Source organism: Trinickia sp. HAY1-2D, assembly GCF_056754935.1.
In genome coordinates this window covers 1,912,321-1,924,544 of the sequence record NZ_JBPGWX010000002.1, presented here as the reverse complement: position 1 = coordinate 1,924,544, position 12,224 = coordinate 1,912,321, and the positions used below count along the sequence as shown (strand labels likewise).

Sequence of the window (12,224 nt, the reverse complement as noted above, 5' to 3'; positions counted from 1 at the left end):
TATCGCGTCGGGTATCGCAGCCGTTTCAATCGTAGAACCCGAGGATCGACTTCACTTCCATGTACTCTTCCATGCCTTCCATCCCGTACTCTCGACCATTGCCGGACTGCTTGTACCCGCCGAATGGCGCTTGCGGGTCCCAAGCCGGATAGTTCAGATGCACCTGGCCCGAACGAATGCGCGCTGCGACCGCTTGCAACAGTGCCTTGTCTGCGCCTTGAACATGTGCGCCGAGCCCATAAACCGTGTCGTTCGCGACCGAGATCGCTTCTTCGACCGAGTCGTAGGGAAGGATGGCAAGGACCGGGCCGAAGATCTCCTCCTGCGCAATCCTCATCTTTGTACCCACTTCGGAAAAGATCGTTGGCTGTGCGTAGAACCCCCTGCTCAGGCCGGCCGGCCTCCCTGGTCCACCGACGAGCAACAGAGCGCGTTCGTCGATGCCGGCTTCGATCATCTCCTGCACCCTGCCGAACTGCGCACGATTGGCCAACGGACCGTGTGTCGTCGCGTCGGCGAACGGATCGCCAACGATCATCTGTTCCGTTGCCGCGACAGCCAACGCTTCGACCTGTCGCAACACGCCACGCGGCACGATCATCCGCGTCGGCGCGCTGCACGACTGACCCATGTTCCGAAACGCGGCAGCAACGCCCAGCGAGACAGCACGTGGCAGATCCGCATCGGGCAGCACGACGTTCGGCGACTTGCCGCCGAGCTCCTGCGCCACACGTTTGACCGTCGGCGCAGCTGCCTGCGCAACCAGGATGCCCGCACGCGTCGAGCCGGTGATCGACACCATATCGACTTGCGGGTGTGACGCCAGTAACGTACCCACCTCCGGGCCGGTGCCGCTCACGAGGTTAAAAACGCCCGCTGGAACACCAGCGTCCGCGATGACTTCAGCAAATAGCAATGCGCTCAGCGGCGAGAATTCACTAGGTTTCAGTACCACTGTGCAGCCGGCTGCGAGTGCCGGCCCGACCTTCGCCGTAATCTGATAGATCGGCCAGTTCCAGGGCGTGATCAGCGCGCAGACGCCGATCGGCTCGCGTACGACCGCGGTCGTCCCCCTTTGCTTGCTGAACGGATAACTGGCCAGATTGTCGCGCGCGACGCGAATATGTTCGGCTGCAAGCGGCACATGTGCGGCGCGCGCATAGCTGATGGGCGCGCCCATTTCCGTCGACAACGCAGCGGCGAACAGTTCGGCGCGCTCCAGCATCAGCGCATGAACCCGGTCGAGCAGCACAGCACGTTCTTGCGGCGAACTTGCCGACCAAGCCGCGAAAGCCTTACGCGCGGCGAGCACTGCCCGCTCGGCGTCGCGCGCGTTGCCAAGTGCGATCTCGCACACTGCGTCCTCGGTGGACGGCGAGATAACGGCGATTCGATCGCTACGATCGGAGGCAGTCCACTCGCCGTCGATGTACAACCGGTCGAGCCGTCCTGCCTGCATCAGATGACGAACAGGTGAAGTCATTGCAGCGTGTCCTTGATTCGATACCATGCCCCAACGAACGGCAAAAACCACGGCTTGCCAAAGTGGCCGGGGATGGCAGGCCAGTCGAAGTCTTTCCACGGATTCAGATCGAGGCGTCCGTCCATGATCTCCGCCATCAGCGTGCCCATCAACGTGGCCATGTGCGTGCCATGGCCACTATAGCCCATCGAGTAATAGATACCGTCACGCTGGCCCGCGCGCGGCAGGCGGTTGGCGGTCATGTCCACCATGCCGCCCCAGCAATAGTCGATGCGCGCGTTCGCCAATTCGGGGAACACCGTGGCCATCTGCTGTCGCAAGATCAGCCCGCTTTTTTCGTCGGAGCGCGGGTTCGATGTCGCGAAACGTGCGCGTCCGCCAAAGAGCATCCGGTTATCGGGCGTTACACGAAAGAAATTGACGAAGTTCTTGGTGTCGGTCGCCATCCGGCGCGTGGGCAGCAAGCGGTCGATCAGGTCCACCGGCAAAGGCTCGGTGACGATGATGAACGCCCCGACCGGCACGATTCTTCGCCGAATCCACGCGAACGGTCCCACCTGCGAGATGCCGCTCGCCAGGAGCACCTGCGGTGCGCGGATCGATGCGCGCGGCGTCCGCACGATGTAGCCCCGAGGTTCCCGCTGCAATCCCAGTACTGGCGCCCGCTCGAGAACATGGGCGCCACGCGCTTGCGCAGCTCTCGCGAGACCACGAACATAACGACCGACGTGCATCCCGGCGCTCTTCTCGAAGATCAACCCGCCGTGATAACGGTCGGAGCCAATCTCGTCACGAAGCTGCGCCTTTGTCACAAGGCGCGTATCAGGGTCCACGCTCGCGGCAAGCAACGCCTGACTTCTCGCAAGCTTATCGAAGTGCTCCGGCTTCGCCGCGAGCTTCAGCTTTCCTCTGCGAACGAAATCGCAATCGATCGACTCTTCGCTGACCAGCCTCTCGACCATGTCGACACCCGAGTCGAACGCGAGATAGAGCCGGTTGGCCAATTCCGTACCGATCCGCTGCGAGAGTGAAGCGTAATCCTGCGCGAAGCCGTTGTTGCACATGCCGCCGTTGCGGCCCGACGCGGCCTGTCCCACGGTACCTGCTTCGCAGACGATGACGCGCGCGCCTTTTTTGGTGAGCGCCAGGGCCGCCGCCGAGCCGGTGATGCCGCCGCCCACCACGACCACGTCGCAACTTCCGCCGTCCATGTCAGGCGAGTTGCTGACGAATGGCTCGGACGTATCGAGCCAGTAAGAACCGAAATGCATGACAAACTCCAAAGCGGCCGGGCGCGTGCTCATACCCGACACTATGCGTGCAAGCGGCAGATAAGCCGGTCCGTACTGAACGTCTAAAGCATGGCTTGACTGACCAATGCGTAGAAGCGGCAAGCGGGATCGGGTGCGCCAACATGTTCGCGGGCAGGCGCATTGAGAACCATCTTCGAGCAGATGTCCACGCGCTGCAGTCCCTGTTCGCTCAGCCAATCGCTCAAACCTGTTTCCGAGGGCACGTCGATACGGACGAATTCGCCCTCTCGTCCGGTCAGCCAGTAGGCGATCAAGGCTTTTGCGCGCGCGTCGTCATGCGAACGAATCGCGACCACAGGGCCGATCACGTGCCCCCGGCCAAAGCGCCGCAACACCGAGAATCCGACGATCTCGCCATCGCGTTCGAGTACGACGCTTTCCCCGCGCTCGAGCACTGCGGACAACAGCGCATGGCGCTCGAGGCCCGAGGCGCGCGAAGCCATTTCAACGAGGCAGGGAAAGTCGGCAGGGATCCCAGTGCGCAGTCGCTCGCCGTCGAGCAACGCGACGGAGAGAGGTTTACCGACATTCCCTTGATGTTGCTCCAACGATCCACATACGCTGAAGCCGAGCTTTTCGTAGAGCGGCCGACCGGCCAGCGTCGCGTGCAGGAATGTGATGCGTGGCCCTAACTCTTCGAGGACGATCTCCATCAGCTCGCGGCCGATACCGCGGCCCTGGTGCGCCGACGACACGATGACGTGACCGAGCGAGGCACGGTCGGCGCCGAACTTCCAGCACATCGCAGTACCAATGACGACACCCCGCTCTTCGGCCACGAACGCTATCGCCGTATTGGCGGAAAACTGCCAGTCTTCCGCTCTATATGGCCAGCCCAGTGCCATCGAGAGCGCGTGAGCCGCGGGTACGTCGCCCGGAGCGAACTTGCGATACCGAAGACCCGCGGCCGAGGCCGAGCTGTTCGCGAACGAATCGTGTTTCACTAATCTCCCCTACTGAATGTTTCCGTTTCGCCTGAAGCGCAACCACTCGGGGCGACACTGCAGCAACCATCGAGTGACGCTGTTGGCAAGCCGGTGCCACGTACTATAGAAAAAATTATCTTTATCGTGTTTAATCTCCAATGAATCCATCGTTAACGGGCCCTTAATGCTTCAACTTGAAGACATGCAGCTGCTGCGCGCGCTCGGCGTATCTCACTCGCTTGCCGCAGCAGCGAGGTTGTTAGATCTGACGCCGCCCGCGGTCACGGTACGTCTTCAGCGCATCGAGGAGCGGATGGGGGTGCGTCTTGCCACGCGCGCAGCCAGAGGTATCTCGCTCACTGACGAAGGACAGCGCCTTGTTCAGGAAGCCATCGAGATCCTGGAGCGGATCGAGTCTATTCCGTCACGCGTCTCCGGAGCGTCCGCTGGTGTAAGTGGTCATTTGCGCGTCGTGGCTCCATTCGGATTCGGCAGGGAATATGTCGCGCCGCTCGTCCGCGGCCTGCATCGCTCACACCCCAATCTGGCGATTTCGCTAATTTTGGTCGAAAGTCCGCTCGCGTCTGCGTCGGGCGCCGACGCGGTCGTTTCGATCGGCCACATCAAAGGCTCTTCCTGGGTGGGACATTTCCTGGCGCCAAACGACCGCATTCTTTGCGCAGGCCCTGCCCTGGCGCGTTCGCTGTCAAAGCTCAAGCATCCCTCCGAACTGACCCGGCACCCTTACCTGACCTTGCGAGAAAACGATGAAGACGTGACGCGTCTGCGTTTTGCTCAGCACGATGCTGCAGGCAAACGCATCGGCAAGGGCGTGACGGTCCGCTTGAGCAGCGCGTTGTCTTCGAACGACGGCACCGTCGTCAGGGACTGGGCCGTCGACGGCCTCGGCGTTGTCGCGCGATCCGAATGGGATTGCGCGCGGCTGATCGCGGAGGGGAAGCTGAAGCGCATTTTGCCGGCATGGCACCTCGAACCTGCACCGGTGATGGCCCTGACGCCCACGCGCCAGGGCCTGACCATTCGTCAGCGTGTGTTCCTGGAAGCCGCGAAGCGAGCCTTCAACCCCGTGCCCTGGCGCGGTTGAATCAAAGCCCATTTAATGCTGGGGGGCGGTGCGACCTTCTCGCACCGACATTCAACGCGGCTTAACGGCCAGTTTATTCTCCGTTAAGCACAAATTCTCGGCTAACTTCTATAGTGGCTTCTCCTCATGCGCCACACGGCATCGACACCGACCGCGCCAAGAGTTGCCAGGAGCCACTGATGAATTTGGAGTCGTTGAATACACCCGCTGCAGTGATCGATGTCGCGCGGATGCACCGCAACATCGAACGGATGCAGCAACGCATGAATGCGCTCGGCGTGAGGTTCCGTCCGCACGTCAAGACGACTAAATGCGAGCAGGTAGTCCGGGCACAAATGGATGCCGGAGCACGCGGCATCACCGTATCCACACTCAAGGAAGCCGAACAATTCTTCGCAAGCGGCATTCGCGACATCGTCTACGCGGTGGGCATGGCGCCGGCAAAACTCGCGCGGGCGCTGGCACTTCGCCGACAAGGCTGCGATCTGAAGATCGTTGCCGACAGCGTCGCCTGCGCCGAGGCCATCGCCGCGTTCGGTCGAGCGTACGAAGAGCCCTTCGAGGTCTGGATCGAGATCGACGTGGATGGTCATCGCTCAGGTATCAAACCCGATGACGACGCGCTTCTCGCTGTCGCAGCGACCCTATCGAATGGCGGCATGCATCTTGGCGGCGTGTTGGCCCATGCCGGTTCGAGCTACGATTACGATACCCGTGACGAGCTCGTGCAGATCGCGGAGCAGGAACGCTCGCGCTGCGTGCGTGCCGCTGAACGCATTCGGGCAGCGGGCCTGCGGTGCGACGTCGTGAGCATCGGATCGACACCGACAGCGTTGGCCGCCGAACATCTGGAGGGCGTGACCGAAGTTCGCGCAGGCGTCTACGTCATGTTCGATCTCGTCATGCACAACATCGGCGTGAACGACGCGTCCGAGATCGCATTGAGCGTGTTGACTACCGTCATCGGGCATCAGAGCGAGAAAGGCTGGGCCATCGTCGATGCGGGGTGGATGGCCATGAGCCGCGACCGTGGCACTCAGCGCCAGAAGCGCGACTTTGGTTACGGGCTCGTGTGCAGCGAAAACGGAGAGGTGCTTGGCGAGTATGTGATGAGCGGTGCGAACCAGGAGCACGGAATCGTCTCCCGGTCGGGTACGCCGGATCACGAGATCGAGAAACGTTTTCCGATCGGGACGCGCCTTCGGATACTGCCCAATCATGCGTGCGCCACCGGCGCACAGCATCCCGCCTATCAGGCCGTCGGCCTCGACGGCAATGTCGAAACCTGGCCGCGGTTCTATGGCTGGTAACGAGCGCCGAATTCGAATCCATGAGAGGTAGCCTCGTTATGAAGTATCTCAATGCAAGATTCCATCCAGGGTTTCCATGCTTGGGCAAGGTCAACCGAAGATGGCGGACGTTCCCCCTTCTCGAAGTCAAAGCCATTGATGCGCACGCAACTTCAGACGCTCTCCACCGAGCGTTAGCGGCAACAACGCTGTCTTCGTGATCACGGTGTGGCCGGCAGTGCTTGCGTCCGCAGGCAAGATGACGTCAACAAGGCCACCGGTAGAAAGTAAATGAGGATCGTCGAACAAGTCGTGGGGCTTCGTGATTGGCGCGTACTGAAGACCGGGAATCGAGAGAGCGTGAAGCACGACCTCACGTATGTCCGCCATTTGCGGTAGCAGCTTGGGCGGCACAAACGACCCCACCTCGATCTCCTTCAATCCGGCAGCGGCGAGCGCGGAAATCGAACGCAGCTTTGCCGCAGTCGGCATGACGTTTTTGATGCTTTGCAAGCCGTCACGCGGGCCGACCTCGCTAATCAAGATTCTGGGGGCACTCACGATTCGCTCCTTCATAAAGTTCTATCGGAACGCTTGCTCGAGGGAGCGAAACAGGCAACGGTGGGACTGGGCGGAAAAGGCGCGAGGTACGATGCAAGCATTGCCTCGTTTTCCGGGACGTCCGCGAAGAGCCATCGTGAGAACCTCGAGCGTATTGGCTAACTGAGACGCTAGTAGTCACACGTCAGGACGATTTTTCGATGTCGTCGTCATTCTGGAATCGGTAGGCCCAGCCGCCAGTTCAGATTTCTGCGTGCCTGCGCCTCGCAGCGTGCATAGAAGAAATCGGTCAGATAGATGCGCGGCCGTACGAGCAGCGCGCCGAGAATCGTCCGTTCGTGAAGGTCGTAAGCCCGGTCGTCGAGATCGGGGCGCTCTGCCCGCAGGCGCCGGCCGTCGTCGCGAAACCGGCTGCGAGCGGCGCCCAGCACCGCCAGATCGATGTCGCACACGAAGCGGGTATCCGGTTCCGCGGCAGTGCCCGCGTGGGTCGTCGCGAGAATCATCGCGCAGATGCGATCGCACGCACGGATTCGGCCGCGCGCCTGCTCTCGAAACCACTCCGCACTACGCTGCTCGTTGTCTTGCGCGCCCGGAACGAAGATCACGTCATGGAACCAGAGCGCGAGTTCGACCGCATCCGGTGCCCGAATCGCATCACGCGCCAAGTCGAAGTGACGCAAGCATCGCCGCACATGCACGAGCGTATGGTAATGGCGCGCCGGCTCCCTATAACAGCGCGCGAGCAGGCGATAGACCTCGCCGGCATCCGTCCCGCCGCTACACGACCACAACGCGACAAACCGCGCCTGCGTTCGGTTCACGTTCGCTCCTTGGGCCGTGGGGCCAGCGCGATCGCCCGACGCCGACATCAGCGCGAGGCGTTCACAGAAATTCCGTGCGGATGTCGATACTCGAGCGCTGTCCGATGTTTGCGTAGTGATGCGCGAGCCATGCATCCGCTTCGCGCCGCCCATGGTCACGCAGCTCGCTCAGAAATCCCCAATCTGCGTTGTACTTGCTCGATACGCTCAACGCGCTCAGCGCGTCGTCGGCGCGAATCGAATGGATCAGCATTTCCTTCATGTCGCCTTGTTTGATCGTGCCTTGCTGGATCAGGTCGGTGACGAACGCGATGGCACGCATCTCGCGCATCAGCGACGAGTTGAAACTGATCTCGCTGATGCGGTTGAGAATCTCCGCGGCCGTGATCGGTACACCGCGACGCACGAGCGGATTGATGTGCACGATCACGACGTCGCGCGTCGCGCAATTGTAGATAAGCGGATAGATGGCCGGATTGCCCATGTAGCCGCCATCCCAGTAGTACTCGCCGTCGATCGAAACTGCCTGGAACAGCGTCGGCACGCATGCGGATGCAAGTACCGCGTCGGCACAGACATCCTCTCGCGCGAACAGGCGTATTTTCCCCGTCTCGACGTTGGTCGCGCACAGGTACAACCGAATCGGACAGTGCTTGCGCAGCGCGTCGAAGTCGACGTGACTGTCGAGCACTTCGCGCAGCGGATTCAGGTTGTTCGGATTGAACTGATAAGGTGAAAAGACGCGCAGCATCATGTCGGCGAATGCATAAAGCGGCGAGTGATCGAGCCCGAAGCTGTGCGTTCCCTTCAACCATGGCACCCAGCGCAGCGGGTTGTAGCGCTCTGCCGATTGCGCGATCGCGTGCCAGAAATCGTGCAGTCCCTGACGCGCACCGTCCGCGCCGCCCTTTTGCAGACCGTATGCGAGTACCGCAGCGTTCATCGCGCCGGCGCTCGTCGCGCTGACGCCTTCGATCTCGAGCCTGCCGTCCTCGAGCAGCCGGTCGAGCACGCCCCAGGTGAAAGCACCATGCATGCCGCCGCCCTGCAACGCGAGCGCGATCGGTTTGCGCGGGACATCGTCGCGGCGCCTCGTGTGCGTGGTTGCCATGCCCGTTCCCTCGACTCCCCATCCTGCGGAGCAGCCTCAGGTCGTGGAACGCACTTCGTCACGCGATACGCCGCCGTGCGACTCGGCTCCATTCAACCTGCACTCACGCTCCATGCATCCAGCAGCGCCTTCGCCTCTCGCAGATCGCTCGTAGCGAAGCCTTCCGTGAAGCTCGTGTACACGTCGGACAGCGCTTGCTTCGCTTCCACGGTCCTTCCCCGCCGTTGCAATAGACGAGCCAAATCCGACGCTGCCCTCAATTCCAGCGCCCTCGCACCCTGCTCGCGTGCGCGCGCGATCGCCCGGTAAAAACAGTCGGCGGCCTCGTCGTCGCATGCGGCGGCTGTCCCCGCCTCGTCCGCGCTTCCGCCCTGATAGACGCCCCTGAGCCGGTACAGCTCAGCCTCGTAGCAATGTTCGCCGGATTTCTCGACGATCGCCATCGCGTCGTCCAACATGCGCAGTGCTGCGCGCTTGCCACCCGAACGCTGGTAACTGTCGGCAAGCAACGCAAGAAAATAAGGCCGCTGATCTTCGCCGCCGGCGGCCCGATGCGCATCGAGCCCTCGACGCATCTGCGCAATGCCGCCCTCGATGTTGCCTTGCGCGCTCATCGCCCAGCCTTGCAACAGCGTCCCGCACGCGAGCCAGTAGGGCAATCCGTGCTCCACAGATACCGCGATGACGGCTTCCGCGCGCTCGGCGACAAGCGCGCGCTCCCCCCGTAGTTGATGCAAGTGCGCGGTGTAGGTCAGAGCGAACGCCAGAGAGGGGCCATAGGCAAGAGCCTGTGCCAGCGCGAGCGCGTCGGCGCTACGTTTGAGCGCCTGGTCGGGATACCCCTGAAACCATAAGGTCAACCCGAGGTAGCTGAGTGCCCGGACGCCGGGCTCGACGCCATGTGCAAACACGTGAGCCTGATGCTGTTCCGGATCATAGATCGCCAGGGCCTCTTCGACATGCCTGCGTGCAGCGTCGAAATCGCCCTGTAGGAAAAAGCACGAACCCAATGCACCATGTGCCTCGACGAGGAAGCCAGCATCGTTCGCATCCCGCGCCGTGCCGAGCATCTGCTGGCCCAGGTCGGTCGCGAGCGCATATTCGCCGCGCACCAGGTGATGTATCCGCAGTCCCAGCTGCGTCGCAAAGCGTTGCGATGCCTCCCCCGTCCGCTCGCACAATTCGAGCGCGCGCGTATAGGTCGCGCCGACCTCCGGTGCGCCATACCCGCGCACGTCCATCAGGACTGGCCCAAGGGAAAGCAGCAGCGTCAGTTCCCAATGCGCGCGCATCGCGGTGTCGGGCAGGCCTTTCAGCAATGCAAGCGCCGCGCCGAGGTGATTCATTGCATCGTGATGGGCGGCATGGCGCAGCGCCTGCTGAGCCGCACGATGCAGGTATTCGACGGCCTTTGGAATGTTGCCGCTCTGACTGTAGTGATGTGCCAGTTCGCTGCAGTAATCGGCGATGCGCGTCGGGAACAGCATCTCGATCGCCTGCGCGGTGCGCTCGTGCAGCGTGGTGCGTCGCTCGGTGAGCAACGAGCGCCCTGCCACTTCCTGCGTCAGTGCGTGCTTGAACGAATAAGTGACCTCGGGAAACGCGGGCCGCTCGTAGATGAACTCCGCTGCTTCCAGATGGGCGAGCAGCCGACGCAGTTCGTCGTCCCGCACCGACTCCTCGCCGCAAATTCGCCGGATCAGGCTGAACGGAAACTCGTGGCCGATCACTGCTAGCGCCTGCAGCAACTCCTTTTCGTCGATCGGAAGCCGGTCGATCCGTGCCGCGAGCACACCCTGAACGGTGGTGGGAATGTGCAGCGTCGCCGGCGTCTCGACGATGCGGTAGCGTCCCGCTTCGCCGAGCAGCGACTGTTCCTCGACGAGCGTCTGGACCACTTCCTCCATGAAGAACGGATTGCCCTCCGTCTTCTCCAGAATGCGCTGCTTCAGCGGTACGAGCGTGCGGTCCTCGCCGAGCAGCGCCGCCAGCAGTCCTTGCGCGTCGGCGGGACCAAGCGGTTCAAGCCGGATGGCGCTCCAGTGAGCGGCGCGCGTCCACGCGGGCTGATACTCGGGCCGGTAGTTCACCAGAAGCAGGATGCGCGTGTCCGGCAGGTGGTCGATCAGGTAGGCGAGGAACGCTTCCGTTTCACGGTCCAGCCATTGCAGGTCCTCGAACAGCAAATGGACCGGCTGATTCTCGCTCTCGCGCGCAAGAAGTTGCCGGATCGCATCGAACGTGCGGTCGCGCCGGATCTGTGGATCCATCTCGACGAGTACCGGCCCGCCTTCTCCGATGCCGAGCAGATAGAGCACGTATGGGACGAGATCCTCGAAACTGCGCTCCAGAGCGAGTGCCTTGCCGATGACCTTTTCGCGACAGCGCCGCTCGTCGTCCTGCACCGTGATCTGGAAATAGTTCTTCAGGAGCTCGATGAGCGGCAGATTGGAAAACGCCTTGCCGTGCGATACGGAAAACGTCTCGAGCACCAGCGCGCCGCGTCGCGAACGCTCCTTGAATTCGTGGAAAAGGCGAGACTTCCCGACGCCGGCCTCCCCCACCACGCCGACCACGCGGCCATGCCCGGCCCTCATGGCTTCCAGCGCGCGGTTCAGGTGGTCCATTTCCGTTTCGCGGCCGACGAATCGCGCGAGACCGCGGTGCGCGGCCAGTTGCAGGCGCGTGCGTAATGCCCCCAGGCCAAGCAACTCGTATACGCACAGCGGCGCGGGAATGCCCTTGAGCTGCGTTGCCCCGAGCGCCTTGAATTCGAAATAGCCTTCGGCCAGCTTGTGCGTCGATTCGCTGACGAGAATCGACGTGGGTGCAGCGATTCCCTCGATCCGCGATGCGATGTGGATCGTATGCCCGAGCGGATCGTAATCGGTATGCAGGTCGTCGGTGCGGATCGAACGGACGACGACCTCGCCCGTGTGAACGCCGACGCGAATCTGCAGAGGAACGCCTTCCTGCAGACGAATGCGGTCGCCGTGCTGCCGCATCGCCTGCTGCATGCGCAATGCAGCGAAAAGCGCGCGCTGCGCATGGTCTTCGTGCGCGATTGGTGCGCCGAACAGCGCAAGGATGCCATCGCCGAGCGATTTTGCGACGTACCCTTCGTAGTAATGAACCGCTTCCATCATCAGCTCGACCACGGGCACGATCAGGCGATGCGCGACTTCAGGATCGAGATCGTGAATCAACGCAGTCGACCCGGCCATGTCGGCGAACAGCGCGGTCACGGTCTTGCGTTCGCCGGCAGGTTCGCCACGCGCTTCCATCGCCGCGTGTTCGGCTCGGATTCGTTCGGCGAGATGATCGGGCGTGTAGTGGATGGGCGTCGGAGGCGGTTCGCGGCCCAATGGTCGGGAAAACGGCGGCGCAGCGGCGGGCGCAGTCAGCGGCGTTCCGCAGTTGCTGCAGAAGCGGGCCGCTGGCGCTGCCTCATGTCCGCAATGCGGACACACGCGGGAGAGCACAGCCTGACATTCCTGGCAGAACCTCGCATCGGGAGGATTCTCGGATCCGCAGATTGTGCAGCGCATAAAAACCCTCTTCCTGCCAAGGGTCGACCTCACGATATTATGCGCCGCCCGTTGCGGGAATTCA

Annotated in this window: 8 protein-coding genes and 2 pseudogenes; 2 read left to right on the top strand and 8 right to left on the bottom strand. The window is 62.3% G+C overall.

Annotated features, from left to right (window positions below; all coding sequences use genetic code 11):
- Window positions 1–25 precede the first annotated feature (25 nt).
- The 3 genes from ACR9ZC_RS16125 to ACR9ZC_RS16115 form a co-directional block, all read right to left on the bottom strand.
- The gene (locus ACR9ZC_RS16125) at window positions 26–1,483 is read right to left on the bottom strand and encodes an aldehyde dehydrogenase family protein (protein WP_481581061.1); all 1,458 of its coding nucleotides are present in this window, start codon (window positions 1,481–1,483) and stop codon (window positions 26–28) included.
- The gene (locus tag ACR9ZC_RS16120) at window positions 1,480–2,754 is read right to left on the bottom strand and encodes an NAD(P)/FAD-dependent oxidoreductase (RefSeq protein WP_481581060.1); all 1,275 of its coding nucleotides are present in this window, start codon (window positions 2,752–2,754) and stop codon (window positions 1,480–1,482) included. The genes ACR9ZC_RS16125 and ACR9ZC_RS16120 overlap by 4 nt, the downstream gene beginning before the upstream one ends.
- A gap of 83 nt (window positions 2,755–2,837) precedes the next feature.
- Window positions 2,838–3,641, bottom strand: a complete 804-nt coding sequence (locus ACR9ZC_RS16115) for a GNAT family N-acetyltransferase (RefSeq protein ID WP_481582685.1) — start codon at window positions 3,639–3,641, stop codon at window positions 2,838–2,840.
- A gap of 265 nt (window positions 3,642–3,906) precedes the next feature.
- Here ACR9ZC_RS16115 and ACR9ZC_RS16110 point away from each other — a divergent pair, with 265 nt between their 5' ends.
- Together ACR9ZC_RS16110 and ACR9ZC_RS16105 are read left to right on the top strand one after the other, a co-directional pair.
- Entirely contained in the window at window positions 3,907–4,827 is a 921-nt protein-coding gene (locus tag ACR9ZC_RS16110; protein WP_481581059.1) for a LysR substrate-binding domain-containing protein, read from the top strand.
- Between the two features lie 179 nt (window positions 4,828–5,006).
- Window positions 5,007–6,137: a DSD1 family PLP-dependent enzyme gene (locus ACR9ZC_RS16105; protein WP_481581058.1), complete on the top strand. Its 1,131-nt coding sequence runs from the start codon at window positions 5,007–5,009 to the stop codon at window positions 6,135–6,137.
- Between the two features lie 141 nt (window positions 6,138–6,278).
- Here ACR9ZC_RS16105 and ACR9ZC_RS16100 read toward each other — a convergent pair.
- The 5 genes and pseudogenes from ACR9ZC_RS16100 to ACR9ZC_RS16080 all read right to left on the bottom strand — a co-directional run.
- Window positions 6,279–6,461 (bottom strand): annotated as a pseudogene (locus ACR9ZC_RS16100) (CoA transferase); the annotation flags it as partial.
- A pseudogene (locus tag ACR9ZC_RS16095) lies at window positions 6,447–6,692 on the bottom strand (hydroxymethylglutaryl-CoA lyase); the annotation flags it as partial. The pseudogenes ACR9ZC_RS16095 and ACR9ZC_RS16100, both read right to left, overlap by 15 nt.
- A gap of 194 nt (window positions 6,693–6,886) precedes the next feature.
- On the bottom strand, window positions 6,887–7,426 hold the full coding sequence (locus ACR9ZC_RS16090) for an HD domain-containing protein (RefSeq protein WP_481582684.1): 540 nt from the start codon (window positions 7,424–7,426) through the stop codon (window positions 6,887–6,889).
- A gap of 136 nt (window positions 7,427–7,562) precedes the next feature.
- Window positions 7,563–8,612: a patatin-like phospholipase family protein gene (locus tag ACR9ZC_RS16085; protein ID WP_481581057.1), complete on the bottom strand. Its 1,050-nt coding sequence runs from the start codon at window positions 8,610–8,612 to the stop codon at window positions 7,563–7,565.
- Between the two features lie 92 nt (window positions 8,613–8,704).
- A complete protein-coding gene (locus ACR9ZC_RS16080; RefSeq protein ID WP_481581056.1) occupies window positions 8,705–12,160 on the bottom strand; it encodes an AAA family ATPase in 3,456 nt (1,151 codons plus the stop codon).
- Window positions 12,161–12,224 lie beyond the last annotated feature (64 nt).